The 26,272-nt window shown below is 59.5% G+C and carries 24 protein-coding genes, 1 tRNA gene and 1 riboswitch; of the genes, 11 read left to right on the top strand and 14 right to left on the bottom strand.

Going from position 1 to position 26,272, the window contains the following annotated elements; all coding sequences use genetic code 11:
* Positions 1-488: 488 nt before the first annotated feature.
* The 3 genes from dnaA to recF all read left to right on the top strand — a co-directional run bounded on the left by dnaA (position 489) and on the right by recF (position 4,383).
* Positions 489-1,880: a chromosomal replication initiator protein DnaA gene (dnaA, locus tag ACR3EL_RS16300; protein WP_480722325.1), complete on the top strand. Its 1,392-nt coding sequence runs from the start codon at positions 489-491 to the stop codon at positions 1,878-1,880.
* Positions 1,881-2,101: 221 nt separating this feature from the next.
* The gene (gene dnaN, locus ACR3EL_RS16295) at positions 2,102-3,223 is read left to right on the top strand and encodes a DNA polymerase III subunit beta (protein WP_170342392.1); all 1,122 of its coding nucleotides are present in this window, start codon (positions 2,102-2,104) and stop codon (positions 3,221-3,223) included.
* 59 nt (positions 3,224-3,282) lie between these two features.
* Positions 3,283-4,383, top strand: a complete 1,101-nt coding sequence (recF, locus tag ACR3EL_RS16290) for a DNA replication/repair protein RecF (RefSeq protein ID WP_170342390.1) — start codon at positions 3,283-3,285, stop codon at positions 4,381-4,383.
* Positions 4,384-4,388: 5 nt separating this feature from the next.
* On the opposite strand, the gene ACR3EL_RS16285 is transcribed toward recF, so the two are convergent.
* Entirely contained in the window at positions 4,389-4,955 is a 567-nt protein-coding gene (locus ACR3EL_RS16285) for a carboxymuconolactone decarboxylase family protein (protein WP_170342388.1), read from the bottom strand.
* A 97-nt stretch (positions 4,956-5,052) separates the two neighbouring features.
* On the opposite strand from ACR3EL_RS16285, the gene ACR3EL_RS16280 reads away from it, so the two are divergent.
* On the top strand, positions 5,053-5,625 hold the full coding sequence (locus tag ACR3EL_RS16280) for a TetR/AcrR family transcriptional regulator (protein WP_170342386.1): 573 nt from the start codon (positions 5,053-5,055) through the stop codon (positions 5,623-5,625).
* Positions 5,626-5,750: 125 nt separating this feature from the next.
* Entirely contained in the window at positions 5,751-8,168 is a 2,418-nt protein-coding gene (gyrB, locus tag ACR3EL_RS16275; RefSeq protein WP_170342384.1) for a DNA topoisomerase (ATP-hydrolyzing) subunit B, read from the top strand.
* A gap of 191 nt (positions 8,169-8,359) precedes the next feature.
* Here the strand turns inward: gyrB and ACR3EL_RS16270 are convergent, their stop codons facing one another.
* Positions 8,360-9,274 (bottom strand): SdiA-regulated domain-containing protein, encoded by a 915-nt coding sequence (locus ACR3EL_RS16270; protein ID WP_480722320.1) that lies wholly within the window; start codon positions 9,272-9,274, stop codon positions 8,360-8,362.
* 159 nt (positions 9,275-9,433) lie between these two features.
* Between ACR3EL_RS16270 and ACR3EL_RS16265 the strand changes: the two genes are divergently transcribed.
* The gene (locus ACR3EL_RS16265; protein WP_480722318.1) at positions 9,434-10,228 is read left to right on the top strand and encodes a DUF4956 domain-containing protein; all 795 of its coding nucleotides are present in this window, start codon (positions 9,434-9,436) and stop codon (positions 10,226-10,228) included.
* On the opposite strand, the gene ACR3EL_RS16260 is transcribed toward ACR3EL_RS16265, so the two are convergent.
* The 10 genes from ACR3EL_RS16260 to ACR3EL_RS16215 all read right to left on the bottom strand — a co-directional run bounded on the left by ACR3EL_RS16260 (position 10,229) and on the right by ACR3EL_RS16215 (position 16,939).
* Positions 10,229-11,092 carry a metallophosphoesterase family protein gene (locus ACR3EL_RS16260; RefSeq protein WP_367646667.1) on the bottom strand — a complete coding sequence of 288 codons (864 nt, stop codon included), beginning with the start codon at positions 11,090-11,092 and terminating at the stop codon, positions 10,229-10,231.
* Positions 11,093-11,159: 67 nt separating this feature from the next.
* Entirely contained in the window at positions 11,160-12,593 is a 1,434-nt protein-coding gene (locus ACR3EL_RS16255) for a hypothetical protein (RefSeq protein WP_170342377.1), read from the bottom strand.
* 19 nt (positions 12,594-12,612) lie between these two features.
* Positions 12,613-13,257, bottom strand: a complete 645-nt coding sequence (locus ACR3EL_RS16250) for a protein-tyrosine phosphatase family protein (protein ID WP_170342375.1) — start codon at positions 13,255-13,257, stop codon at positions 12,613-12,615.
* 118 nt (positions 13,258-13,375) lie between these two features.
* Entirely contained in the window at positions 13,376-13,549 is a 174-nt protein-coding gene (locus ACR3EL_RS16245) for a hypothetical protein (protein WP_170342373.1), read from the bottom strand.
* A gap of 42 nt (positions 13,550-13,591) precedes the next feature.
* Positions 13,592-13,897, bottom strand: a complete 306-nt coding sequence (locus ACR3EL_RS16240) for a hypothetical protein (RefSeq protein ID WP_170342371.1) — start codon at positions 13,895-13,897, stop codon at positions 13,592-13,594.
* A 52-nt stretch (positions 13,898-13,949) separates the two neighbouring features.
* The gene (locus tag ACR3EL_RS16235; RefSeq protein WP_170342370.1) at positions 13,950-14,564 is read right to left on the bottom strand and encodes a hypothetical protein; all 615 of its coding nucleotides are present in this window, start codon (positions 14,562-14,564) and stop codon (positions 13,950-13,952) included.
* A gap of 55 nt (positions 14,565-14,619) precedes the next feature.
* Positions 14,620-14,982: a hypothetical protein gene (locus ACR3EL_RS16230; protein WP_170342368.1), complete on the bottom strand. Its 363-nt coding sequence runs from the start codon at positions 14,980-14,982 to the stop codon at positions 14,620-14,622.
* The gene (locus ACR3EL_RS16225) at positions 14,955-15,221 is read right to left on the bottom strand and encodes a hypothetical protein (protein ID WP_170342366.1); all 267 of its coding nucleotides are present in this window, start codon (positions 15,219-15,221) and stop codon (positions 14,955-14,957) included. The genes ACR3EL_RS16230 and ACR3EL_RS16225 overlap by 28 nt, the downstream gene beginning before the upstream one ends.
* A 61-nt stretch (positions 15,222-15,282) precedes the next feature.
* A complete protein-coding gene (locus ACR3EL_RS16220) occupies positions 15,283-15,582 on the bottom strand; it encodes a hypothetical protein (protein WP_170342363.1) in 300 nt (99 codons plus the stop codon).
* Between the two features lie 682 nt (positions 15,583-16,264).
* Positions 16,265-16,472: riboswitch (cobalamin riboswitch) on the top strand.
* 377 nt (positions 16,473-16,849) lie between these two features.
* A tRNA-Ser gene (locus tag ACR3EL_RS16215) sits at positions 16,850-16,939 on the bottom strand.
* A 708-nt stretch (positions 16,940-17,647) separates the two neighbouring features.
* On the opposite strand from ACR3EL_RS16215, the gene ACR3EL_RS16210 reads away from it, so the two are divergent.
* Together ACR3EL_RS16210 and ACR3EL_RS16205 are read left to right on the top strand one after the other, a co-directional pair.
* On the top strand, positions 17,648-18,433 hold the full coding sequence (locus tag ACR3EL_RS16210) for a FecR family protein (protein WP_342355393.1): 786 nt from the start codon (positions 17,648-17,650) through the stop codon (positions 18,431-18,433).
* 38 nt (positions 18,434-18,471) lie between these two features.
* Positions 18,472-20,706 (top strand): CHASE2 domain-containing protein, encoded by a 2,235-nt coding sequence (locus tag ACR3EL_RS16205; RefSeq protein WP_367646666.1) that lies wholly within the window; start codon positions 18,472-18,474, stop codon positions 20,704-20,706.
* 233 nt (positions 20,707-20,939) lie between these two features.
* Here ACR3EL_RS16205 and hemC read toward each other — a convergent pair whose 3' ends face one another.
* Positions 20,940-21,902, bottom strand: a complete 963-nt coding sequence (hemC, locus tag ACR3EL_RS16200) for a hydroxymethylbilane synthase (protein ID WP_170342361.1) — start codon at positions 21,900-21,902, stop codon at positions 20,940-20,942.
* A 106-nt stretch (positions 21,903-22,008) separates the two neighbouring features.
* Here hemC and hemE point away from each other — a divergent pair, with 106 nt between their 5' ends.
* Positions 22,009-23,043, top strand: a complete 1,035-nt coding sequence (gene hemE / locus ACR3EL_RS16195) for a uroporphyrinogen decarboxylase (RefSeq protein ID WP_170342359.1) — start codon at positions 22,009-22,011, stop codon at positions 23,041-23,043.
* 54 nt (positions 23,044-23,097) lie between these two features.
* On the opposite strand, the gene ACR3EL_RS16190 is transcribed toward hemE, so the two are convergent.
* Entirely contained in the window at positions 23,098-24,192 is a 1,095-nt protein-coding gene (locus ACR3EL_RS16190; RefSeq protein ID WP_480722464.1) for a CaiB/BaiF CoA transferase family protein, read from the bottom strand.
* Between the two features lie 185 nt (positions 24,193-24,377).
* On the opposite strand from ACR3EL_RS16190, the gene ACR3EL_RS16185 reads away from it, so the two are divergent.
* Positions 24,378-25,652 (top strand): TAXI family TRAP transporter solute-binding subunit, encoded by a 1,275-nt coding sequence (locus ACR3EL_RS16185; protein ID WP_480722308.1) that lies wholly within the window; start codon positions 24,378-24,380, stop codon positions 25,650-25,652.
* Between the two features lie 85 nt (positions 25,653-25,737).
* Complete coding sequence (locus ACR3EL_RS16180) at positions 25,738-26,262, top strand: SRPBCC family protein (RefSeq protein ID WP_170342356.1); 525 nt, start codon at positions 25,738-25,740, stop codon at positions 26,260-26,262.
* The last annotated feature ends 10 nt before the right edge of the window (positions 26,263-26,272 follow it).

The following is a 26,272-nucleotide window of genomic DNA, read 5'->3' as shown; positions in this document are numbered from 1 at the left end:
GCGCCTTTTGCGTTGTTGCCAGAATGCCGCGCCTTCACGAAACCGAGAGATTCTTTCGCCCAAAGACCCGAGTCAATATCAGAGTTTCGTTGCCCGGCCCCACTGCCTCTTGCTACGACAGTTTCAGCGATTCACTCGCTTGGGGGGACAGGCTGTTCCTGCGATCGGACTGACGGGCATCAGAATGATCCAGGGGCGAATGTCGGCAACCGGTGCCAACCGGTTTGACGATCTGCTGCGGATCTCGGCTGCTCCGATGATCTTGGCCCTGTCGAAAACTGGAACTGCGTGGCGCAAACCGCGGTTTGGGCGGCCGTACTTTTTGGTCGTCGTCAAACAGGCAAGCGTCGTGACCACTGATATTCCCGCCGATTCTTGGGGTTTCGGCGACAGAATATCTGTGCGCGAGTGAACGCAAAAGAACCGGGATACCGGTCACAATCATAAGGCCGATTAGGTCAAAAATATTGGGATGCGTGAGGCGCTGGATGACACAAGAAAAATGGGGACAACTGCGTAACAAATTGCTGAAGGCCGTGGGCCGGAACAATTTTACGACTTGGATTGAACCACTGGAATTTCAGGAATTGAAGGGAGGCGTGGCCGTATTTTCGGTTCCGACCAACTTCATGGGGAACTACGTCAGTCAAAATTTTGCAGACCTCATTCTGTACGAGCTGAACACGGCCGGAGAGTCGGTTCAGCGCCTGGCCTTCCGGGTGGCCGCCAACTCACCGGCGCGTCCCGCCGCCGCGGTCCAGCCGGTCGAAGACCAGCCCGAGCCGGTCAGTATCGAGCTGGCGCCGGAAGGCAACGGAACCAATGAAGCGCTCGAGTCGCTGCAGGCCGCGCCATTGGATGCACGTTTTACCTTCGACACCTTCGTCGTCGGCAAGCCCAACGAACTGGCCCATGCCGCCGCGCGCCGTGTGTCCGAAGGCGGACCCGTCACTTTCAACCCGCTGGTTCTGTACGGTGGTGTCGGCCTCGGTAAAACGCACCTGATGCACGCCATCGCCTGGGAGCTGAAGACCAAACGCCCCGAGCTCAACGTGCTCTACCTGTCGGCCGAACAGTTCATGTACCGCTTCGTGCAGGCCCTGCGTGAACGCCGGATGATGGATTTCAAACACCTGTTCCGCTCGGTCGACGTGCTGATGGTCGATGACGTGCAGTTCATCGCCGGCAAGGATTCGACGCAGGAAGAATTCTTTCACACCTTCAACGCGCTGGTGGATCAAAACAAACAGATCATCATCTCGGCCGACCGCGCGCCGGGTGAAATCAAGGATCTGGAAGAACGGGTCAAGTCGCGTCTGCAATGCGGACTGGTGGTTGACCTGCACCCGACCGACTACGAGCTGCGCCTGGGCATTCTGCAAAACAAGGTGCAGCAATACGCCAAGACCTATCCCGACCTGAAGATCGCCGATGGTGTACTGGAATTCCTGGCCCATCGCATCTCGACCAACGTACGCGTTCTGGAAGGGGCGCTGACCCGGCTGTTCGCCTTTGCCTCGCTGGTCGGCCGCGAGATCGACATGGAGCTGACGCAGGACTGTCTGGCCGATGTGCTGCGCGCCTCCGAGCGCAAGATCACCGTCGAAGAGATCCAGCGCAAGGTTTCCGACTATTACAACATCCGCCTGTCCGACATCATCGGTCCGAAACGCCTGCGGTCCTATGCCCGCCCGCGTCAGGTGGCGATGTATCTGTGCAAGCAGCTGACCAGCCGGTCGCTGCCCGAGATCGGCCGCCGCTTTGGCGGGCGCGACCACACCACCGTCATGCACGGCGTCAAACGCATCGAAGAGCTGAAGCTGACCGACGGTCAGATCGCCGAAGATGTGGAAATGCTGCGCCGGGCGCTCGAAGCCTGAGCTCCTGCAATTCGGAAAACCGCCCTGGCCCTGCGCGGGGGCGGTTTTTCTGTGCGCATTTTTCCACGATTTCCGCGGAACTGGGGCACAGGGCCGCTCGGGACCTTGACGGTTTGCGCGTTCCAACCCAGAAATCGGTAAAAAATCCTTGTGCCTCAGGGCTGAACCGCTAACTTGCCAGTCCCGCCCATGTAAGCACTCAAATCAGAGGAATTGAGGGTATGAAGATCAGCATCGAACGCGGCACGCTGCTCAAGGCCGTTTCGCAGGCCCAATCCGTTGTGGAACGCCGCAACACGATTCCAATCCTGGCCAATGTGCTGATCGAGGCCGAGGGCGATCAGGTTCTGTTCCGCGCGACCGATCTGGATATCGAGGTGGTCGACAAGGCCCCCGCGCAGGTCGAAAAGGCGGGCGCAACCACGGTTGCGGCAACGACCCTGCACGAGATCGTGCGCAAGCTGCCCGATGGCGCGCTGGTCACGCTGACCGCCGACAGCGCGGCTGGCCGGCTGACGGTCGAGGCGGGGCGGTCGAACTTCTCGCTGGCGACCCTGCCGAAAGAGGATTTCCCGGTGATGGCGTCCTCGGAATACCAGTCGAACTTCACCGCTTCGGCGGCTCTGCTGCGGCGGCTGTTCGACAAGTCGAAATTCGCCATCTCGACGGAAGAGACCCGGTATTACCTGAACGGCGTCTACATGCACGTGACGGATGGCCCCGAGGGCGGCAAGGTGTTGCGCTGCGTGGCCACGGACGGGCATCGCCTGGCGCGGATCGACGCGGATTGCCCCGACGGCGCCGCCGATATGCCTGGCGTGATCGTTCCGCGCAAAACGGTGGGCGAGTTGCGCAAGCTGCTGGAAGATGACGACATGGACATCGCGGTATCGGTCAGCGAAACCAAGGTGCGCTTTGCCACACCCGACATCACGCTGACCTCGAAGGTGATCGATGGGACTTTCCCCGACTACACCCGCGTGATTCCACAGAACAACACCCGTAAGATGGAAGTGGACGCGGCCGAGTTCGCCCAGGCTGTCGACCGGGTGGCAACCGTGTCGTCCGAGCGGTCCCGTGCGGTAAAGCTGCAGTTGGACGGCGACAAGCTGGTCCTGTCGGTGAATGCGCCCGACAGCGGCGCGGCCGAGGAGGAGCTGGCCGTGGCCTATGGCGACGAACGGTTGGAAATCGGGTTCAACGCCAAGTACCTGCTGGAAATCGCAAGCCAGGTGGACCGCGAGAACGCGGTGTTCCTGTTCAACTCGGCGGGTGATCCGACCCTGATGCGCGAAGGCAATGACCAGAGCGCGGTCTATGTCGTGATGCCGATGCGCGTCTGATCGCGCGGGCGCGGGATGCGTCCGGCGCGCGTGTTTGTGCAAGGATGAAGGGAGGGGTCATGGCTTTGGCCCTGACCGAATTGACGGTCTCGCATTTTCGGTCGCACAAGCTGGCGCGCATGGCGCTGGACGGGCGGCCGGTGGCCTTGTACGGGCCGAATGGGGCCGGCAAGACCAATATTCTCGAGGCGGTATCCCTGTTTTCACCCGGCCGCGGCATGCGCCGGGCCAGTGCCGCCGAGATGACGCGTCGGCCCGAGGCGCTGGGATGGAAGCTGAGCGGGTTGCTGGACGTTCAGGGCCGCCGATCCGAGATCGAAACCTGGTCGGAAGCCGGTGCAGCGCGGCAGGTTCGGATCGACGGAAAGGCAGCCAGCCAGATCGATCTGGGCAAGCTGGCGCGGGTCGTCTGGCTGATGCCCGCGATGGACCGGCTTTGGATCGAAGGCGCCGAAGGCCGGCGGCGGTTTCTGGACCGGGTGACGCTGAGTTTCGACCCAAGCCATGCCGAGGCCGCCTTGACCTACGAAAAGGCCATGCGCGAACGGAACCGCCTGTTGAAAGAGCAGGTGCGCGATGCGCCTTGGTACGCCGCGCTCGAGGCCCAGATGGCCGAAACCGGGCATCGCATTCATACTGCGCGGCTGGGTGCTCTGGCGCAGTTGCGTGCGGCGCAGGAGCAAGCCGAGACCGCATTTCCCTCGGCGGAACTGGAACTTGTTCAGTCCGAAGGGGACATGCCCGAAAGCGCGCAGGATCTGTTCGAGGCGCTGGCCGAAAGCCGGTTCCGCGACCTGTCGGCGGGGCGCACATTGGTGGGGCCGCACCGGTCGGATCTGTACGGGGTTTTTGCCGCAAAAGGCGTTGCGGCCAGTGAATGTTCGACCGGAGAGCAGAAGGCGCTGCTGGTGTCGTTGATTCTGTCCAACGCGCGGGCGCTGGCCGCGCAGGTTGGAGCGCCGCCGATCCTGTTGCTGGACGAGGTGGCGGCCCATCTGGACGCGGACCGGCGGGCAGCGCTGTATGACGAAATCTGCGCGCTGGGGGCGCAGGCTTGGATGACCGGAACAGGCCCCGAGTTGTTCGCCGAACTGGGCGACCGGGCGCAGTCTTTCGTGGTCAATGACGCGGGTGACGGCTCGACCGTCACCCCCGACTGAGCGGATCAGGCCGGCTCGCTGGCTTTGCGTTCCCACAGGAAGGGACGCATCACCTCGTCCACCGGCGTCTGGGCCATGTGGTTGACGTAGTTCGACATGGTTTTCTGTGCCAGGCCCAGGATCACGTCCAGAACGGCGCGGTGCGAATAGCCCGCGTCGAAAAACGCCTGCAACTGCGCGTCGGTGACGTTGCCGCGCTGGTTCATCACCTGCATCGTGAACGTCCGCAGTGCTTCGAGCTTGGGCGAGGGCAGTGGGGTTTCATTGCGTAGCGCTTCGGTGATCTCATCCGAAACCTTCATCATCTTGGCGATGCCGGTATGGGCCGGAACGCAATAGTGGCATTCGTTTTCCACGTTGATGGTCTGCCAGACGACGGTTTTTTCGTCATTGTCGAAATCGGTCTGCAGGAACAGGTGGTGCAGGACCTGGTAAGCCTCAAGGTGCTGCGGGCTTTCGGCCATGACCTTGTGCAGGCCCGGCAGGCGGCCAAACGCGGCCTGCGACTTCTCGAGCAGGGGTTTCGAGCCTTCGGGGGCGGTGTTCAGGTCATGCGAGGGAAAATCGGCCATTTCGGGTCTCCTTTTCTGGCGGCTAAATCCGAAATAGGCTTTATTGAGTGATCGCTCAAGTATATATTTGAGTAATCGTTCAAGAATTGGTGATTACATGCCCCGCAAACCTGCCTATGACCGTGACGCGCTGATCGCGCAGGCCCGAGACCTGTTCTGGCGTCAGGGTTGGGCGGGCACGTCCCTGAAGGATCTCGAGCGTGCGCTGAAGTTGAAGCCAGGCAGCTTTTACGCCGCCTTCGGGTCAAAGGACGCCTTGTATGCCCTGACGCTGGAACGCTATGCGGATGAAGGCGTTGCCCGGCTTGAAGCCCTGGCCCGGGAACTGGGGCCGCTGGGTGCGCTGAAGGCCCAGCCGCGTTTGGTTGTCGAGGCCGCGAACGCGCCCGCAAAGGCCTGCATGCTGGCCAAGACCTATGCCGAGTTGAGCGCAAAGAATCATAACTTGGCGCAACTTGCTGCAGCCCATCTGTCACGGATGAAAACCTGCTTCGCCGATCTGTTCCGACAAGCGCAGGCGCAGGGGCAGATCGGCGCTGACCATGATCCCGAACGGCTGGCGGCGCGCTACCAGTCCGACTTGTTGGGCCTGCGCCTGTCGGCCGAGCGCGGCGATGTCGATGCCCGCCAAATCGCTGCTGATATTGCCGCCGATCTGGATAGATTGTGACCGTCTGAGGTCGGCCGATCAGCTCGGCCTGCGCCCGAAAGAACCGGCACAAAATCTGGGGGGATGACGTGACATTCCCCACCAGAGAACGTATAACTTACCAAAATAATATAGGTACTGACGGCATGTCCGAAGACGCACAGGCAAATCAGGAATACGGCGCAGATTCCATCAAGGTTCTCAAGGGGTTGGAGGCTGTCCGCAAACGCCCCGGAATGTATATCGGCGACACCGACGACGGGTCCGGTCTGCACCACATGGTGTACGAGGTCGTGGACAACGGCATTGACGAGGCTCTGGCCGGTCACGCCGACCATGTGACTGTCAAGATTCACGCAGATTCCAGCGTCTCGGTCAGCGACAATGGCCGCGGGATTCCGGTGGACATCCACCCCGAAGAAGGTGTCTCAGCGGCCGAGGTCATCATGACCCAACTGCACGCCGGCGGGAAATTCGACTCGAACTCGTACAAGGTGTCGGGCGGTCTGCACGGCGTGGGCGTTTCGGTGGTGAACGCTCTGTCCGATTGGCTGGAGCTGCGCATCTGGCGCAACGGCAAAGAGCATTTCGCCCGGTTTGAAGGCGGAGAAACCTCGGAGCATCTGAAAGTGGTCGGCGAATGCGGCGACCGGACCGGGACCGAGGTGCGGTTTCTGGCTTCGACCAATACGTTTTCGAACCTGGAGTATTCGTTCGAGACGCTGGAGAAGCGGTTGCGCGAACTGGCCTTCCTGAACTCGGGCGTTCGGATCATCTTGATTGACGAGCGGCCGGCCGAGCGGCTTGAGACCGAACTGTTCTACGAGGGCGGCGTCAAGGAATTCGTGAAATACCTCGATCGGTCGAAAACTCCGGCCATGCCCGAGCCCATCTATATCAAGGGCGAGCGCGACGATATCGGGGTCGAGATCGCGATGTGGTGGAACGACAGCTATCACGAAACCGTCCTGCCATTTACCAACAACATCCCCCAGCGGGATGGCGGCACGCATGTCGCTGGCTTCCGTGGAGCGCTGACCCGCACGATCAACAACTACGCACAGTCCAGCGGGATCGCGAAAAAGGAAAAGGTCAGCTTCACCGGCGATGATGCGCGCGAAGGCCTGACCTGCGTGCTGTCCGTCAAAGTACCTGACCCGAAGTTTTCCAGCCAGACCAAGGACAAGCTTGTCAGCTCGGAAGTGCGACCGGCTGTCGAAGGGTTGATGAACGAGAAACTGGCCGAGTGGTTCGAGGAGAACCCCAACGAGGCCAAAACCATCGTCGGCAAGATCATCGAGGCCGCCTTGGCGCGCGAAGCGGCGAGGAAAGCCCGCGAACTGACCCGACGCAAGACGGCGATGGACGTCAACTATCTGGCCGGCAAGCTCAAGGATTGCTCTGAGAAGGACCCGGCCAAAAGCGAAGTTTTCCTGGTCGAGGGGGACTCGGCCGGTGGATCGGCGCAGACCGGTCGCGATCGTCTGACGCAGGCGGTTCTGCCTTTGCGCGGCAAGATTCTGAACGTCGAACGTGCGCGGTTCGACCGAATGCTGTCCAGCCAGGAAATCGGCAACCTTGTGATGGCGCTTGGCACCGGTATCGGCCGGGACGAGTTCGATATCTCGAAGCTGCGCTACCACAAGATCGTCATCATGACCGATGCTGACGTGGACGGTGCACATATCCGGACCCTGTTGCTGACGTTCTTCTACCGCCAGATGCCCGAGTTGATCGAGGGTGGATATCTCTACATCGCGCAGCCGCCGCTGTACAAGGTTTCACGAGGAAAGTCAGAGGTTTACCTGAAGGATCAGGCGGCGCTTGACGACTATCTGATCAACCAGGGTGTCGAGGGCGCCGTGCTCAAGTTGGGCTCGGGTGAAGAGATCGTGGGTCAGGATCTGACCCGTGTGGTGGACGAGGCGCGTCAGCTCAAGCGCGTGTTGGATGCCTTCCCGACGCATTACCCGCGGCACATCCTTGAACAGGCCGCCGTTGCCGGGGCGTTTGTGCCCGGGGCGGTGGATGCCGACCTGCAGGGTGTGGCCGACAAGGTCGCGGCGCGGCTGGACCTGATTGCGCTGGAATACGAGCGCGGCTGGCAGGGCCGGATTACGCAGGACCACGGTATCCGACTGGCGCGCATCCTGCGCGGCGTCGAGGAAGTCCGCACGCTGGACGGTCCGATGCTGCGTTCCGGCGAAGCGCGCAAGACAGGCAGCTTTACCCAAAGCCTGCAGGACGTCTACAACCTGCCGGCCACATTGGTCCGCCGCGACCGGTCGCAGGTCATCCACGGCCCGCTGGATCTGCTGCGCGCCATCTTGGAAGAGGGCGAAAAAGGCCTGTCGCTCCAGCGCTACAAGGGCTTGGGCGAGATGAACCCCGATCAGTTGTGGGAAACTACGCTGGATCCGGATGCGCGGACACTGCTGCAGGTGCGTGTCGATGACATGGTCGAGGCCGATGACTTGTTCACCAAGCTGATGGGCGATGTGGTCGAGCCGCGCCGTGAGTTCATCCAGAAAAACGCGCTGAGCGTGGAAAACCTTGATTTCTAGTCGCTTCGAAAGACGACTGAACTGGCCAAACTGACGGCAGTTTTTTACTCGGGACGCTCCTACGGCCAAGAACGTGGCCTGGGAGCGGACCTGAACGAGCAGTTCTGAGTGGTGCGGATCAAGGAAGTTGGACCCAATGCGGGCTTGCTTGGCTAAGTCATCCCTTCTGTGTGAGTTCCGTACAATAGCGATCAAAACTCAGGGATATTGAAAACGTACAGGCGCGACTTATCGCCATCGTCTGTGAGGATGTAGAGAAGCCCTTTGGCCTCATCCAAGGCGATCCCTTCGGGGTGCTTTACGACCTTTCGGTCTCCGTTTTTCATATACGTCAGTTCGATCGTATCTGCTTTTCTCGTCTCTGGATCGTACAAAAAGATCTGGCGTCCCTTGTCGCTGAGAATCCACAGCACACCTGACACGGACCAAGCCAAACCGCTTACATCCAGTTCATCGTCATTCACGCGATCCGAGAGAAAACCAGATCCACGATCCAAAGGGATGACTTCCTGAATTTCAGTCAGGTCCGGTGAGACGACCAGCAACAGACGCGGTTGTCCTTCAATGACAACGAATACTCGCCCAGTGTCCGGATCGACGGTGATGCCCTCAGGCCCCTTGTTCAGTGGGTTGCCGACAAGCAGTTCGGCAGCGGCCGGGTACCCCTTGAGGGAGGCAAGTGGGACCCTTGTCAGTTGGATAGGGTCGGTTGGTTGAACGACCAATATCGATCGATCGGTTTCCTGAAGGAGCAAAACCGACCCATCTCTTCGCGACGCGACGCCCTCCAAATCTGATCCGGCCAAAGACGGCAACTGGAAGGAGTTTCCCAATACTCCGTCGATTCCAAGGAGGTGCAGTTTGGGCTCAGCGTCGCTTACAGACCACAGGAAGCCTTCAGCGTTGGACAGCGACAAACCGGAAGGTTCGGAAAATCCTTTTGATTTATCCGCCACCTTGAATCTATCGACCAGAACCAGATCAGCACTTTTTGCATAGGCAGAGCCAGACCAAGGCAAAAACGCTGCCGCTAGGAAGCTGGCCGCAAGAGCGGATCTTCCAAATTTGCAGAAGCGCCGTGAAACTTCAGGCTTTGACGGAAACACGTGCTTTCTGCCCTTCGATTTTCTCGTGTGTGTGACACACCCCTCTATCGCATTCGTATCACAACTTATCTGCGATGTCGGAAGAATGCGCTTTGAACTCTTTACCTGATCCTCCTTGTTGGGATTGACTTGTAAGGGGCGCGATTTGCGCGTGATGACGTGTACTGTCTGGGCACAAGCAGGAAGGACGACGATTTGAATACGATTTTCCCGTTTGTGACTGTGTTGTTGATGCTGCTGTTGCCCGCTGCGGCGATGTCGCAAATCGACCCGGCAACGATGCTTGCCGGGGCATCGGAATCGGAAATTCTGATCGAACGCAGATGGATCCAGTTTCGCGGCAAACAGGAACTGTATTTCTTTTCTCTTGATGTGCTGGTCACGATCATTCTGGCCGGCTTGATCGTCTATCATCCGGTGCGGCGTAAAGCCCGTAGAAGTGTCGGCGACATCGTCATGCCCAGGCTCTTCTTCCTCTATGCGCTGATCGGCATGGCGGTGGGATTCCTGGTCGTCCAGCACGGGTCCATGATCGGGTTCGTTATCTTCGGCATCGGCGCATTGCTCAGATTTCGCTCCAATTTGGATGATCCGATAGACACTGTCGAATTGATCGTCGTAACCGTTCTTGGGCTTGCGGTCGGGTTGGGCCTGCCGCTGATGGCCACATTGGTGGCGGTTGTCTGTTGGTGTTTCATTTGGCTCGGAGGGCGAAACAAGGGCGTTGAAATATCGCTTAAGGCTTCGGACGAAGAGCACTCATTGAACGTCAGCAGCGCCATTGAAGCCATGGCCGCAGATGCCGGCTGGAAGCTGATCAGAAAACACCATGTTCCCGGAAAATCCCGAATTTCGTTGCTTTTCATTACCTCGGGTGGGCTTTCCGAGGCCCGCATCGAAGAGATGATAAACGATTTGGTCCCCGAAAAAGTCGAGTTGAAACTCAGCTTCTAGTCATTTCACAAGGTCTAAACGTTTCAACACCGCATTCGGGGATCTGATCTCTGTCGGGAGCGACTTGAAGTCGACAGACCTTTCGAAATCCGGCCCTCGATATACTGCTATCCCAAACTCTCCGTTCGGCTGGAGGGTGACATGCGTGAAACTGTGAGGTGACCTGGCGCGATCACCGATTAGCCGCCGCGGGCCACCACCCAAGCAAGCTTGCGAGACATAGGCCACGCCGTCTTTCCAGCCAGGGTAGAAGGCATGATGGTGGCCAGACAGGTGCAGAACGACGCCGCTTTGCAGATAGATTTTTTCAAGCGCCGGGTCACCGATGATTTCGCGTTCGCGCTGGATCGCAAACGGCCACAGCGGGAGGTGGCTGAACGTGACAATCGGGTCTCCACCAGCCCCAAGTTGCTCAAGTTGGTCCTGCTGATCCCCGGATAGTGGTCCAAGGGTCGTGGCATCCAAGGACGCAAAGGTTATCCCCTGCATTTCAAACGCGTAGAAGAACGGATAGTCATCCGACATCAGGAAGTTGACGTCTGGTTTTCTGGGGCCCCATTCCTCGGCGTATATTTTTCTCTCGCGCTCAAACCCGCGATAGGCCGAGGCATCATGGTTTCCCGGCGTGACGGCGAATGGAATTCCGGCAGCCTCCAGCGGGTCGGATACCGCCTTGTGAAACGCTTTCCACATCTCTCTGACCTGCTTGTCTGAAAGGTTTGGGATGCGTTGCCCGGCGACCATGTCGCCCGTCGAAATCACCAGATCGGGATCAATCTCAATTATCCGTTTGATCGCCTTTTCGATGCGCGCATCGTATCTGACCGAGCCATAGCTGCCGTTCAGATCCGATATGACGATCACGTCCAAAGCGGCCGCTTTGCAGGCGAGCACGACCGTCCAAACGAACGCCGCGACAGTGATCGAACGCTTACGGATCATTGCAGTCCAGGCCCTCCGCCTCGGTAATTTTGTTCAAAAAGAAAGCGACAGGGTCCAAGTCAAACACCAGATCGCCTTTGGCACAATTGCTCTTGAGGATGGATGTTGCCAGCGCGGTGTTTTTGACGACCTGCGCAATCTGACGGTCCGACAGCCCAAAGCTTTGTGACAACCAGCCGTAAACCGGGCCTTGCGTTTGAAGGTCGCTGTTCAACGCAACCAGGCGCCGGTACGTGTTTGGAGAGAAATGCCGCATTTTCTCCAGCATCTGAGTGGATTTCGCGAAGTTGGCATATTCGACTCGCCCACCGGCATCGTTGTCGTTCAGATTGCTGCGTCGGATCAATATCGCATCGGCGGGAACGTCTCCATCATTCGGCTGATGGTGTTTCGTTTTCTTGTTCTTCAGTTTTCCGTCTTCGACCCAATACCAGTAGGGTGTGAAATCAATATTTCCAACACGGTCCTGCTGGCTGAAGATGAAGTCGAGCAGTACAATCTCGGTAAGCTCCTGCATCCAGAATGCCATCTGCTGGTCGCTGACATCGGGTCCGAGGTCCTTGTTGATCTGCCGGTCTTTTCGGCCTTCCCTGACACCCTCTGCAATGGCCTCGGGCAACGGTTTTGAAGACCGCAAGGCCAGGAAAGCGGGTGTTTCCTGAAAATCGCGATTTTGGCCTTTGCCCCAACCGGACTTGCGGGTGCCGTTGATTTCCGAGCCGTAGCGATGACCGGGGCTATCTAGCAGGACACCGTAAATCTGCGTTCGATCCGCGGTGAACAGATCATCCGTCGGTTGGTACGAGTTCGGGTCGGCATCCGCAGCCACGAAGACCCGCCAGCCTTCATGGTTCATGCGCCCGCCATGAGATCCACCGGAAATCGCAAGGCCGGGCTCTGCAACCTCGGTAAGATGCGCCTGAGCGTCCATGCTGCGCCAGACCGCCACCGGAACTTTCACCGTCGCGTCGAAATACCTTGAGAAATGGTAGTAGAGCAGCGACGAGGTGGAAAACGTTCCGCTTGTACCCTTCTGGTTCATGGTGGATTTGAATTTGGCCACTCTGCCCTTGGCCAGTTCTTTTGCCGACTTGCCCTCTTTGCAAGCGTTTCTCTCGAACTCAGAGCGGTTCCGCACGTAGGGTCCTTCCGAAATATCGTAGACGGCCATTCCTGGGCTGGTGCTCCAGGTTTTTGGACAAATAGCGATTTCGGGTGCATAGAAATCGATCTCGCAATAGGCAGTTTCTTCCTCAAGATCGCTGTTCTTGTACTCGCCCATTGGGACTTTTTCGATCCGAATGCAGCGTTCCGTAACACCATTGGGGCTAAAAAATGTCGTGGCCTCTCCGCGAACATCGTCGCTCGCCCACGAGGCAGTGGGTGCAATTAAAGCCAGTAACCCCAGAAGATTGAACCTCATTTAGTTAGTCCTCCCGATATCATTTGGGGCAAATCGCGGCCTGTTGTTCGGCGGAGATCTTCAAACTGGGGTCGACACTGAAGTTGGAGAATTTGGAGTCAATCCACTGGTCACACCCGCCCGAACATGGGGCCCCGTTTCGGGCATCATTCCAATACTCCTTGGCCCTTTCTTCCGTCCAACCGCAAAACTGAACAAGTGCCATTGCCGACAACGCGCCTGAGGAATGAACGCCCCACATACAGTGCACCAGGACAGGACCCTTTCCAGGATTCTCAATCACCTCGTGTATGGTGGCCATGACAGTGCTAGGTCGGGACGATCTGGCGCTCTGATAGTCAAAGGCTCCGTTCCCACAGCTGGTGCGGCCGTATTCGGTGTTCTTGCCGAAATCCGCGTAAAACCCGGTTGAAAACCCTTCATCGCAAAGTGTTTCGCGCTGAGCGTCACTCAGACCCGTTCGACCCTTGTCGCCGCCCTTGAAGCCAGAGCGATACAAAACCCCGCTTAGGACTGGGCGAAAGAAAGCGATGCCATCGACGCCTCCGTCGCTGCCCTTAGAAAGCATCTGGCTGTTGCTTGGGCCACCGTTTCGACTGGTGACGTCAGAATTCGCCGCGGTTGCCAGAACACCGATGAATATGAGGGACGTCAAAAACCGCATGCGTATTCCTTTCTGTTTTCAGCCAGCGATGCTCACGCTTTTCCTGCCGGCAGTCCCGCCGAGAGGCGCGTTCACGGTAACCAGGTCAGATCGGCGGTTGGCTTGCCGCCCTGAAGCCTTAGATCGGCCACACCAGATTGATGATAAATATGACCACGAAGTAGGCCAGAAAAGCTTTCCAGTTCCATTGGTGTTTGTTTTCTTCGTTGATCACGCCGGCCGATTTCAACGCCAGGTTGGTGATGATCAAGGCGACAACGATAACTGCCGCATGTGCCAGATCGAAATGCAAGTTGAAGCTCCTTTTTGCAGATTTGGGATTGATGAATGCGTGTCAGCAGTCACCTGACGGCAGCATCGCTACGTCCGAGTATCTTCCCTCAGATGTCGTGATCCGAGCACAAGCACCGGTCTCCTTGTTGAACCAGTACGAGGTCAGCCCTTCGCTTCGGATGAGTTCAAACCCGAGACTTTGAATGCCCATTTCAGCCTGACCTGCTCTTGCCCCTTCAAATGACGAAAGATCGCTGGAGCTGCCCACAACCGGTGCACTTGCGTCCACTGATCCGCCACTTTCGTCGCATCCTGCAAGCACAGAGGCACTGACCGCGCCGATCACCAATAGGATCTTGGATTTCATCTGTTCTTCCTGATTGTTTTGGAAATGCGGTTCAGGGTTTCAGGTCGATCACCTACTCAATTCCAAAAATGACGTTGTAGTCGACGGCAGAGTTGCCGCGGTTGATGACCTCGACAACATGATCGCCGGATTGCCACAGCTGTCCGCGATACTCCTTGTCCGCAGACATTAATCCCAACAGTTCCGACCCATCGGGGTTGCGAATGACGTAGTCCAAAGAGCCATTTCGCGGAGCAACGCGGACGTAAAGAAACTGTTCGTTCTTCGCGCCAAGAACGTATTGCTGCGATTCCCCTGGCGCGAGTTGGCCGACGAGCTCGGCGCCGGTGGACCCGGCATCGAATTTTACGCGCTGGCTACCTGTCGACCCGGCAGCGCCGTCCATGGCTCCGCCACCATCGTCCATCGCCTCGACAACCGACATCTCGCCAATGCTTCCGTCCTTGTACGCAATGCAGCGCCAAAGTGTTCCGCCCGCGTCACGCAGCATGACGAGCGTGCCGGCTTCCGAGAACTGTGAGCTTTCGATCGTGCCGGATTGGCCGTCCGGTCCACCGACCTGCCGCAGATGGTCGATACACGCGTCGTCGGCGTCTGACATGGCCAGGGCGGCTGTTCCGCTGATCGCAAGGGCGGGAGTTAGAAGGTTCAAAAAACTGCGTTTCATAAGCAGGTCCTCTGTCGGTCTATCGTAAATGTTATGTTTCCGGTGAGCAGAAACCTCACTGCGCTTCCCGCAACTCTGCCAGAAACTCGTCGCATGCCTGTGCGCTGCCGACGATCTCGTCAGTCGTTTCAATTCCTTGCAATGACGCCATTTCGGAATTCACGCGATTGAGGATCTGATCTGCTTGCTCGGCGGTGATCAGGTTCTCGGCCTGGGCTCCCTTCAATGTGGTGCACACACCGGCGGACAAGCCTGTCGCAACGCCGACACCCATCGCGGCCCCGCCGCCCAAGGTCATCGCTCCAACCACGCCGAGGATGAGCCCGATCACAAGCCCCAAGATCACTTTTCCCATGTTTTCCTCCAATTTTGCGGGAAAGAGTTCCGCCTTCATTCCTGGCGCAAACCGCGTGCCCATCTGCATATCAAAACCAGTGCCAACAGGTTGAGCACCGGTGCAGTTGCCGCGAGCCACGGTTTGGCCGACTCTGAGAAAAAGTCCACGGCAAGTACCCAGGGCAGTCCCAGCGGCAAAAGGAACACGCCGGACAACGGGTCTCGTTCCTGTCCGAACCAGCCAAAGGTACCGGTCAGGAACGCAAACAACGCCAACAGGTAAAGGGTCGCAAACGCGATGATGGTTATTCTGCAGACCATGCCGGACCTCAGAGTATCAAGCCAGCGCTGCGCAGCCGATTTCGGCTACGCATCAAACCGGTCACAACGCGCCTTCGTCGCCCAGGAACTCAATACCGGCTGTCGCGCCATCACTGTAGGCAATACAATTCCACGGAGCCCGATCCTCTCCAACCCCAACGGTGACTTGTGTTCCAGCCTCGCTGAACGCGGATGAGAGCACGACCACCTGCGAATTGTTTGTTGTTTTGGCCACGTCTCGCAGACACGCCTGTTGAGCGGGCGTCAGTTCGGCGGATGCACTTGACGTGCTCGTATCGTCACAGGCCGATAGTAGTGCGAAACACGTCGCGCCTGAAATCATCATGACTTTGTTAATCACTTTCTTCTCCTCTTGGGTTTGTCGATACATGTGGAATAGGTGGCCTCTTTTTCGCGCTCTCACGTCTATGCAGTCATTCGAGCATACCCCGGTCTGGTAATTCCCGTTCCAAAAAAGTCTGTCGCCAATGACGTGGCTGGCAGACAGGATTTCTGCTGATCCCCGGGACCGTGAACAAAGCGTGCTGACGCAATGACGTCATGGGCAAAAGCCGGTGCGAACTTTCGAGGGAGGGATCGTACGTTAAGTCCGGGCACCGCGTCCTCCCAACGCTGATCTTCGTGAAATGCCTTCCGACCGCCAGCACTCACTCCAGCAGCCGGAAGGGCCCGACGAAACGGGCGACAGCGACAACAACGGAGGTAAAGCTAAAGTTGTGTCGAATTCGTATTTTTGAATCAATCACAGGATAAATCAATGATTTTTCCGCGCGTAAATTTCGTACGCTTGCCAACGACAGGCTACTGCATTCAAAGGGAAAAGGCGAGGTCGCTCACAAAGGTTTTGCAATCTACCCGCTTGCGCCGCTGCATCTCCGGACCTTCCGGGCTATCCGAATCCACTTGGTTGAAACACCGTAGTTCGCTGCACGGCCTATCGCTCAGCTGGTGCTGAACGGGCGCTTGGATTCCTCGATCACGCAGCCGCTCAGAACGTCGTTGACAGTGCAGCCCGATTCATTGATGAGATTGGCGCTGATGGTTCCCGATCGTTTTGGCGGTCGGGTAAAAGGGAATACGGTGCGGCGCCGTTCTGACGCCAATTCCGTGACTGCCCCCGCAACTGTAGGCGGTGTGCGACCCCCGGATGCCACTGGGCCGATAGGTCTGGGAAGGCGGGGCAAGCCATACACCGCGAGTCAGGAGACCTGCCATCATCAAACGCAACTCAACCCGGGCGGGGTGTCTCGGAAGGAGGCCAAGATGGCATTTTCGGCTTACGCCGCTGACATGACTGGTTCCCTGTCCGGCCCGCGATTTCGCGGAGGGCGAAATGAACCGACAATCAACACATCACATCTCGGTTTGCCTATCTTGCCGATCCAAGGGTGCAGCCGTGCGCCCCGGGCCTGACCTGATCGGACGATTGCGCGCCGCGCTGGCCGAAGACGACGGTTTGACAGGTTTTGACGTTTCCGGTGCCGCCTGCATGGCCGGATCACCAGCCAAACGGTGCTTGAAGCTGGCGGAGCACCGGCGAAGGCGCGCAGCAAAAGTGTAGAACTTGCAAGCAAGCCCTTCACTATCTTAGCCGTATCAATGGGTAATGGCGGAGACGAAGGGATTCGAACCCTCGAGACGGTTTCCCGCCTACTCCCTTAGCAGGGGAGCGCCTTCGACCACTCGGCCACGTCTCCGCCGACGGGTATAGCCGTGCAAGCGACGGAAATACAAGGCCAATTCCTGCGCCACCGGAAATTTTTGCCGGATTGGGCGAAGCCCTTGAAAACGCTTGGAATCGCTTAGGTCTGCACCCGCTTGGGCTAAGGCGTGGTCACCATGTCTTGCTGTTGGATTTTCAAGAACTAGGCGTGGATTCGCGTTCTGCTTCGATTTGGTTTCGCTGTCCCAACGTCGGTTGGCCTGAGAATGCACGCGCGGTCAGAGTACGTAATCGGACACAAAAATTATGGCGAGCCAGGTGCGGTGGGGAACTGCATCTGCAAAATGATGGGTGTCGCAAACGGCTGAACCAATTGGAGAGGTTGCCTGCCTTTGGCGTTGGAGCGCGCTCTTTTGGATCACCAGTGTCAGGTGGTTTGACCTGCAGAAAAGGCCGTTTATTTTGACTAAACTCGGCGGCTCAGCTTCTCCGCCGAACAGGCATAAGAACAGAAAACTTGCCAATTACATGCCAATGGATGCATATTTGCTAAGATTTAATTCATTTTGATTGATCCAAAAAACAGTTTCAGAGGCTGGCCGGGCAGTGAGCGCATCCGCGCTCGACAGTAACCTTTGGGGGAAGGGCTGGCATTTTGGCTTGGTTGAAGATTGTTCTGGTTGGTTTTTTCGTTCTTTGCGTTCCTGCCCTCAGTTGGGCAAATATCGGAACCGTAATCAGCGTGAAACAGGGGGCGGACGTGACCCGTGGCGGCAAAACGCTGCCCCTGCGTAATGGGATGGAGGTGTTGTCCGGCGACTCGATCGTCACGGATGCGAATGGCGTGGTTCAGCTTGTCTTTGTGGATGACACGAAGATCGCGGTTGGTCCCAATGCACGGATGGTTCTGGACGTGAAGATGTTGCGCGGCAACCGCAAGGCCAAGAGCTTTGCGGTCGAGGCGCTGGGCGGAAGCTTCCGGTTCATCTCAGGCAAAAGCAGGAAACGCGCCTACTCCATCAAGACGCCGACGGCCACCATGGCGGTGCGGGGCACGGTATTTGACATGTGGATCGCGCCGGGAAACCAAAGCGCGATGCTCGTGCTGCACGGCACGGTTCAGATGTGTGGCCTCGGCGGCTCTTGCCGATCGACTGGCCGGATTTGCAGCTTGTATGCAACCAGCCAGCGCGGTGCGGTCGGGCGACCGGTCGATCAGGCGATGTATGACAAGGCCGTGGTCAGCGGTTTTCCTTTCATTCAGTCGCAGAAAGACCTCAAACCGCCTTTGCAGGTGGATGTCGAAGGTTGCTCGGGTGAATCCCAACCTGCGCCGCGCGCAAAATCGGACGCGCCCGAACCGCGCCGGTCCGCACCACCGCAGAGGCAGGTCAAGGCAGCGGTTGCCGCGCCGCCCGAACAACCGGATCCGGTTGGGCAGTTCGACAGGCCGGGCGACCGGCCCGAAACTGTCGATGATCGGCGGGATGCTGGCGGCGGTGTCTTTGGGTCCGGCGGCGATGGCTAGAGCGTTGTCCATGTCGTTGCCGGCGAGCAGAGGTTGACGTGAGCGTCAGGCAGCACGAGAAAGCTGGACGGCGCCGTGCTTTTCGGCTGGTGGGCTTGGGTCTGATCCTGTTTGGTTGTCTGCTGCGGGTACTGGACCCTTATCCGGTCCGCATGTCCCGGCTGATCTTTTTCGACGTGTTGCAGCGGTTGTCCCCGCGCGCCTTCGATCCCGATTTGCCGGTCCGGGTCGTCGATATCGACGAAACGTCGCTCGAGAATTGGGGCCAATGGCCCTGGCCCCGGACCCTGTTGACGCAGATGGTCGAGCGTTTGGGCGAGTATGGCGCCGCTTCAATCGCTTTTGACATGTTGTTCGCCGAGCCCGATCGGTACTCACCGTCGCGGCTGCTGAGTGATCCGGCCCTAGCTGACATTCTCAGCGCCAAAAAGGAAGCCGCCCAGCTGGACAATGACATCTTGTTCGGGGCCGAGGTTTCGAACTGGCCCGTCGTGATGGGTGTGGCGGCGCGATTGACCGGAGGGGATCAGGACATTGCCCCGAAGGCCGGGATCGTGGAGATCGGCGAAAACCCGGCCGCCGGGCTGGTGTCCGTGCCCCACTGGACTCCGCTGGCGCCACCGCTGGACCGGGATGCAACCGGGATCGGCGGTGTGAATGTTTCACCTTTGGGCGGCACGGGCGTGGTGCGTCGGGTTCCGGTGTTGTGGCAGGGGCCAAGCGGTGTTCTGCCCGGACTTGGGCTGGAGGCTCTGAGGGTCGCGACGGGCGAGCCGGTGATCTTCATCGAAGGGGCTCAGGGCGAGGCCGGCATCGTGCTTTCGGTCGAATTGGCGGGTCTGGTCCTGCCCACAACGGAAAACGGAGAGGTCTGGGTCAGGTACAGACCGGATGATCCCGGGCTCTACCTGTCGGCCAATGACATACTGCAATCCGCAGATGATCCGGTTCTGCGCAGCCAGATCGAAGGTCGGATCGTATTGATCGGAACGTCGGCGGCAGGTCTGTTCGACATGCATCAGACTGCGTTGGGAGAGTCCGTTCCAGGCGTCTCCATCCACGCCCAAGTCATCGAGCAGGCGCTGCTGGGCGACATGCTGACCCGGTCGGATGTCACCGCCGCCCTCGAACTTCTGGCTTTCATCATCCTTGGAGTCGTCGTCACGGTCGTCATGTCCAGTTTCGGGGCCGTTGCCTCGTTCATGGCAGGCGGCATCGCGGCGGCCGTGGTTGTCGGGGTCAGTTGGTTGGCGTTTCAGAACCAGTCCGTGCTGTTCGATGCAACCTTCCCGCTTGCCGGCGGGATGGCCAATTTCGGGCTGTTGTCCGGTTATCTGTTCATATCGACCGAGCGGGAAAAGCGGGTGATCCGGCGGATCTTCTCGCACTATGTCGCGCCAGAGATCCTGGACGAGATGGACGCAACCGGGCACGAACTGCAACTGGGTGGTGAAACGCAGGAAATCACGGTCATGTTCTCGGACATTCGCGGGTTTACACCGTTGTCCGAGCGGGTGTCGGCCACGGACCTGGTTGCGCTGCTCAATGAACTGTTCTCGGTCATCGGAGACCGGATCCTGCACGAAAAAGGCACCATCGACAAATTCATCGGGGATGCGGTCATGGCGTTCTGGAACGCGCCGGTTCCGGTGGAGCGGCACCCGCTTCTGGCGGCGCAGGCTGCGCTGCAGATGCGGCGAGCTCTGGCCGAATTCAACGCATCGGACACGATGCGCGGGCATCCTCCGATCGCATTGGCGACAGGATGCGCCACGGGAATGGCCTGTGTCGGCAACATCGGCTCGCGGCGGCGATTCAACTACACGGTGATCGGAGATGTGGTCAACGTCGCCGCTCGAATCGAGCAGAGTTGCCGCCAGGTCGAATATGACATCCTGATCTCAAGCTCAGTCTCAAAGGCCGCTGGCGCCGATCTCGCGATGCTCGAAGCAGGGCTTGTTCATCTGAAAGGCAAGACCGAACTGGAGCCGATTTTTGCATTGGTCGGTGACAGCGCGTTGGCCCATAGCGCGGATTTCCGGAAGCTGCAGGAGATGCATCAGGATCTGATCATTGCGATACGTGCACGGCGGGCTCACGACGAAATACAGCGGTTGAGCGAAGCCTGCAGCGCCCAAGCGGGCTTGGTCGAACCGGGCCTGCGCGCGTTCTATGCGGCCTTGCCGGGACGGTCGGCTGATTTCCGGTTCGACATCCGCTCGGGCCAGGCGATGTTCAGTCATCATGGCAACGTGCACCGGTTTCCCGGATGACAGGGACCCATTGCGGGCCGCAGAGTCAAAACGGGCCGCGCCTTTTTTCAAAAGCACGACCCGTTTCGATCGGACAGGGTTCTCAGTCTCGCCCCCTCGAATACTATCTACAAAATCACGAACTAAAACTTCGATACATTCGAGACTGATCCACATTCCCAATCGGGATGACACATTGATGCCCGATTTCAACCGGGGCGACAGTGAAGCAGTTCACATTCGCAGAAACTTTTTTACATATTTCTCCACTCGAAGAATCCGGGCCCGGCACGGTGCAGCAGTTTTGCCGCCATGGTCCGGCCCATTTCCGCTGCGTCCTCCGTCGAACCGGTCTCGCTCTCACTGATGGCATCCGATCCGTCCGGGCGCAGAACTTCGCCGCGTAGGCGCAACTGCCCATCGGCAAGTTCGGCCAGACCGGCAATCGGAGTTTCGCAAGACCCATCCAGCGCGGCCAGCAACGTGCGCTCGGCCGCCAAACGACAGGCCGTTTCAGAGTGATGAATGGCCTCCAGCATCTCGGCGGCCCTGTGGTCGTCCGCGCGGCGTTCGATGCCGATCGTGCCTTGCGCGATGGCCGGCAGCATGTCGTCGGGCGAGATCGCGGTGGCAGGCACGTCCCGTATGTTCAGGCGGCGGATGCCGGCCATGGCTAGGAACGTGCATTCGGCCACACCATCGGCCAGCTTCTTCAGTCGGGTCTGTACGTTGCCCCGGAACTCGACCACGTTCAGATCGGGCCGGCGGTGCAGCAATTGTGCCCGCCGCCGCAGCGACGAGGTGCCGACGACCGCGCCTTCGGGCAGGTCATGGATCGAGTTGAGGCGGGGCGAGATGAAGGCATCGCGCACGTCCTCGCGCGGCAGGAACGTGTCCAGCACCAGCCCCTGCGGCTGTTCGACGGGCATGTCCTTCGTCGAGTGCACGGCGATGTCGATGTCCCCACCCAGCATCGCTTCTTCGATTTCCTTGGTGAACAGGCCCTTGTTGCCAATCTCTTTCAACGGGCGGTCCGCGTCGATCATGGCTCGGTTGTCGCCGGTGGTCTTGATCACCACGATCTCGAGCGCCTGTTCCGGCAGGTCAAAAGCATCACACAGCCGCTGACGGGTTTCATGGGCCTGGGCCAGCGCCAGCGGCGAACCACGGGTGCCGATCTTCAGCGGCGATGCGGGGGTGGGCAGGTTCAAAGTCATGGGCACAGCTTTAGTCGCGTCACATTGCCCTGACAATGGGGGCCGCGCTTGACATTTTGCCGCTGAAGGCGGACCCGTTGCGCGAACCGGAATAGTGGGGGCTGACATGGCCGAGAACAAAAAACTGCTGCGGGCGCTGGCGGGCGAGGTACTGGACACGCCGCCGATCTGGATGATGCGACAGGCCGGACGCTATCTGCCGGAATACCGCGCGACGCGGGAACAGGCGGGCGATTTCCTGTCGCTGTGCTACACCCCCGATCTGGCGGCGGAGGTGACGCTGCAGCCGATCCGCCGCTATGGGTTCGATGCCGCGATCCTTTTTGCCGACATCCTGCTGGTGCCGCAGGCGCTGGGCGTCGATCTTTGGTTCGTCACCGGCGAAGGGCCGCGCCTGTCAACGATCACGCAGCAATCGGATTTCGATGCACTGAAACCAGTTGATGCGATTCACGAGACACTGTCACCCGTCTATGAAACCGTGCGCATCCTGTCGCGCGAGTTGCCGTCCGAGACGACTCTGATTGGCTTTGCCGGCGCCCCGTGGACCGTTGCGACCTATATGATCGCCGGGCGTGGCACCCCTGATCAGGGCCCCGCCCACGCCCTGCGTGAGGAAAACACCGCGCTGTTCGAGGCGTTGCTGGACCGGATCACTGCGGCCACGATCGAATATCTGTCGGCTCAGATCGAAGCGGGGGCCGAGGTGGTCAAGATCTTCGACAGCTGGGCTGGATCGCTGAAAGGCGAGGCTTTCAACAAATACGCGGTCGAGCCGTGCCGGATCATCACTCAGGCGCTCAAGGAACGCCACCCGGGCATTCCGGTCATCGGTTTCCCGCGCGAGGCGGGCGAGGGCTATGTCGGTTTCGCGAAGGCCACCGGTGTCGATTGCGTGGCGCTGGACAACTCGGTTGCGCCGGAATGGGCCGCCGAACATGTGCAGGTGGATGGCTGCGTGCAAGGCAACCTGGCCTCGTCTCACATGGTCACCGGTGGACAGGCGCTGGTGGATGAGACCCGCCGCATCCTGCGCGCCTTTTCCAAGGGGCCGCATATCTTCAATCTGGGTCACGGGATCACGCCGGATGCCGACCCGGAAAATGTGCGGTTGATGATCGACACGGTCCGCGGCGGGTAGGCGGCGTGCGAGGGGGCCAGCCCCCTCTTGGCCGTTGGCCAGATGAAGGGTGCGTCAGGTCTTTTTGGAGCCTTGGAGTTCGATCAGAATATCGGTCGTGTGTTGGCCGCGGGTCGGGCTGGGTCTCGGCTGCCATTGATGGGTGGAGAAGCGCGGGGCGGCCGCGGCCTGCAGTGCGCCGTCTGTTTCTCGCCAGGTTTGGCGGGCGGTGTTCATCGGATGGGTTGCGGCCTCGTCGGGGCTGAGCACCGGGGCGACGCAGGCGTCTGATCCTTCGAACAGTTTGGCCCAATGGTCGCGCGGCTTGGTTGCGAAGACTTCCGCCAGGTGCAGGGTCAAATCTGGCCAGAGCGTGCTGTCGTATTGTTGCTGGAACGCCGGGTCTTGGGACAGGCCCAGGATTTCCAGGAATTGGGCATAGAATTTCGGTTCGAGGCATTGGACCGAAACAAAGCCGCCATCCGCGCAGGCGTATGTACGGCTCCAGTGCGGGCCGTCCAGCAGGCTCTTGCCGCGCGTGTTGGACAGGTTGCCTGTCTGGCGCAGGCTCATCAGCAGGTTCATCATGTGGGCCGAGCCGTCGTAGATGGCGGCGTCGACCACCGTGCCCGTGCCGGTTGCGCGCGCGTTCAGCAGCCCGGCCAGAATGCCGGTGACCAGATACATCGCGCCGCCGCCGATATCGCCGACCAGCGTGGCGGGGGTCATCGGCTCGATGCCGGGTGGTGAGGCGTACCAAAGCGCTCCGGACAGGGCGATGTAGTTCAGATCATGTCCTGCGGTATCGGCAAGCGGGCTGTCCTGGCCCCAGCCGGTCATCCGGCCATAGACCAGCGCCGGGTTCAGGGCGTGGCAGGCTTCGGGCCCCAGACCCAGCTTCTCCATCACGCCGGGGCGGAAGCCCTCGATCAAAGCATCGGCGGTTGCGATCAGGCGCCGAGCGGTTTCGAGGTCGTCGGGGTCCTTGAGGTCGAGCGCGATCGAGCGCTTGCCCCGGTCCAGCACGGATCGGTCCGGCATGCCGGGTGTGACGGCGCCCCCCTTGCGGTGGATGGTCACGACGTCGGCCCCCAGATCCGCCAGCAGCATGGCGGCGAACGGGCCGGGGCCGAGACCCTCGATTTCGACAACACGGATTCCGTTCAGCATGAGCAGCACTCCCTCGCGGCGATGCTGGCCGGGGCCCAGCCGGAATGCAAGACCGACCGGCAGCGACGCGGCGTCTGGCATCGGTCTGATCCGGAACGGGAAAAACCAACAAACACATCGGAATACTTGTCAGCTTGGGGCCAGCGGCGTAGCGTGCTGTCCGGGGTGGATCAGCGAGGGGTAGGATGCGTCTTTGGATCACGATCAGTGCCGCCATGGTCTTGGCGGTTCTGGTGGCAATCATCCTTCTGCTGCACCCGCCCGGCGACCTGCGCATGGCAGCCGGACCGGCGGGTGGCGCCTATATCGAAGTGGCGCAGGACTATTCCGATGTCCTTGCCGAGGATGACATTCGGCTCGAGATCGTCGAAACCGCAGGGTCGGTCGAAAATGCGCGTCTCCTGGAAGACGGGGCTGTGGATGTGGCCTTCTTGCAGGGCGGCATCGAAGTTGACCCGGATCGGGCGCAGGCCATCGGGACCGTGTTTTTCGAGCCGATGATTTTCATGGCGCGCGAGGATGCGTGGATTCCGCCCAATCCCGCGTTATGGCGTGGGTTGAGCATCAACAGCGGTGCGCCCGGGTCCGGCACCGCGGACGCATTCCGCGACTTCGAGCGCGCGGTCGGGCTGGCCCAAGAGGATAACGTGCATGTTGCACTGCCCTATGACCAGGCGGCCGACGCCTTGTTGGACGGAACGTTGGACATCGCCGTCTTTGTCGCCCCGATCGAAGCCCCCTACCTGCTGGCCGCCTACGAGGTGCCGGGACTGAAGGTGCTGAACCTTGAACATGTCGAGGCGATTTCACGTCGTTTGTCCTATGCCACTGTGGTGACCGTACCGACCGGAGGCATGTCGCTGAACCCGGTTCTACCGCCGCGCCCGGTAGATCTGATCGCTCTCGAGGCGCGACTGGTCGTGCGGCCGGGACTGCATCCGGCGTTGGTCAACCGGCTGACGATGGCGGCGATCGCCCTGCACGAGGCTCAGGGCATCATCAATGACCCCGGGGCCTTTCCGGGGATCGAAGGGACCGCATTGCCCCTCAACAACACTGCGCGGCAGCTGATACTTGAAGGGCCATCCACGTGGCATGATTGGTTGCCTTATTGGGTGGCGGCGCAGGTCAATCGGGTTTTCCTTCTGTTCCTGCCGTTCTTTTTCATCGTCCTTCCACTGGTCCGGTTGTTGCCGCGCATCTACGCCTATTTCCAACGATGGCGTGTTTGGCAGCACTACCCGGAAATTCGTCTGATCGAACAGGACCTGGCCGACAACCCTTCCGCGGAAGACCTCGTGCGGATGCAGGGACAGTTGCAGGTGCTGGACGAAAAGCTGGCGGACCTACGGCTGCCAGCGGCCTACAGGCAAGGGCAGTATGATGCCCGTCTGCATCTGGAACTGGTGCAGAAACGGATTGCCGACATGCGGGCCCAGGATTCCGGGGGCGGCGGATAATGTGTGGAACACGGTTGCCGCAACGGCAGTTCGTGGATAGGTCTTTGGTCGAATATCAGGCATTTCAAAAAAGGGGGGTGGTCCCATGCAAATGAGTGACACACGTGAAATTCAGGCGGCGCCGTCCGATGTCTATGCGGCCCTTCTGGACCCCGAGGTGCTGAAAGCCTGCGTACCCGGTGCGCAAGAGGTCTCGGGCAATCCGACGGACGGTTACGAGGCGACCGTGGTGCAGAAGGTGGGGCCAGTAAAGGCCACGTTCAAAGGCACCGTCACGATGTCCGATATGGTTGAGGGTCAAAGCCTGACCATCGCGGGTGAGGGCAAAGGCGGGGCCGCGGGTTTTGCAAAGGGCAGCGCCAGTGTCACGTTCAGCTCCAGTGACAGCGGTGGAACGCTTCTGGCCTATGACGTGGATGCCAAGGTTGGCGGTAAGCTGGCGCAGCTTGGCAGCCGGTTGATCGACGGCTTTGCCAAAAAGATGGCTGACCAGTTCTTCTCGAACCTTCAGCAGCATTTCGAAGGCCCTGCAGCGCCGGAAGAGGACAGCGAAGGCAACCCCGAGGGGGAAAAGAAAGGCTGGCTGGGCCGCCTGACCGGGCGCGAGTGAAACCTGCGTT

The organism is Ruegeria sp. BJ3 (genome assembly GCF_056535665.1).
This window is presented reverse-complemented; position numbering and strand designations above follow the sequence as displayed.

Bases quoted from the DNA above. Each gene is read 5' to 3' on its own strand.
- dnaA (WP_480722325.1), top strand. From the start codon at position 489: ATGACACAAGAAAAATGGGGACAACTGCGTAACAAATTGCTGAAGGCC.
- dnaN (WP_170342392.1), top strand. From the start codon at position 2,102: ATGAAGATCAGCATCGAACGCGGCACGCTGCTCAAGGCCGTTTCGCAG.
- recF (WP_170342390.1), top strand. From the start codon at position 3,283: ATGGCTTTGGCCCTGACCGAATTGACGGTCTCGCATTTTCGGTCGCAC.
- ACR3EL_RS16285 (WP_170342388.1), bottom strand. From the start codon at position 4,955: ATGGCCGATTTTCCCTCGCATGACCTGAACACCGCCCCCGAAGGCTCG.
- ACR3EL_RS16280 (WP_170342386.1), top strand. From the start codon at position 5,053: ATGCCCCGCAAACCTGCCTATGACCGTGACGCGCTGATCGCGCAGGCC.
- gyrB (WP_170342384.1), top strand. From the start codon at position 5,751: ATGTCCGAAGACGCACAGGCAAATCAGGAATACGGCGCAGATTCCATC.
- ACR3EL_RS16255 (WP_170342377.1), bottom strand. From the start codon at position 12,593: ATGAGGTTCAATCTTCTGGGGTTACTGGCTTTAATTGCACCCACTGCC.
- ACR3EL_RS16250 (WP_170342375.1), bottom strand. From the start codon at position 13,257: ATGCGGTTTTTGACGTCCCTCATATTCATCGGTGTTCTGGCAACCGCG.
- ACR3EL_RS16240 (WP_170342371.1), bottom strand. From the start codon at position 13,897: ATGAAATCCAAGATCCTATTGGTGATCGGCGCGGTCAGTGCCTCTGTG.
- ACR3EL_RS16235 (WP_170342370.1), bottom strand. From the start codon at position 14,564: ATGAAACGCAGTTTTTTGAACCTTCTAACTCCCGCCCTTGCGATCAGC.
- ACR3EL_RS16230 (WP_170342368.1), bottom strand. From the start codon at position 14,982: ATGGGCACGCGGTTTGCGCCAGGAATGAAGGCGGAACTCTTTCCCGCA.
- ACR3EL_RS16225 (WP_170342366.1), bottom strand. From the start codon at position 15,221: ATGGTCTGCAGAATAACCATCATCGCGTTTGCGACCCTTTACCTGTTG.
- hemC (WP_170342361.1), bottom strand. From the start codon at position 21,902: ATGACTTTGAACCTGCCCACCCCCGCATCGCCGCTGAAGATCGGCACC.
- hemE (WP_170342359.1), top strand. From the start codon at position 22,009: ATGGCCGAGAACAAAAAACTGCTGCGGGCGCTGGCGGGCGAGGTACTG.
- ACR3EL_RS16190 (WP_480722464.1), bottom strand. From the start codon at position 24,192: ATGCTGAACGGAATCCGTGTTGTCGAAATCGAGGGTCTCGGCCCCGGC.
- ACR3EL_RS16185 (WP_480722308.1), top strand. From the start codon at position 24,378: ATGCGTCTTTGGATCACGATCAGTGCCGCCATGGTCTTGGCGGTTCTG.
- ACR3EL_RS16180 (WP_170342356.1), top strand. From the start codon at position 25,738: ATGCAAATGAGTGACACACGTGAAATTCAGGCGGCGCCGTCCGATGTC.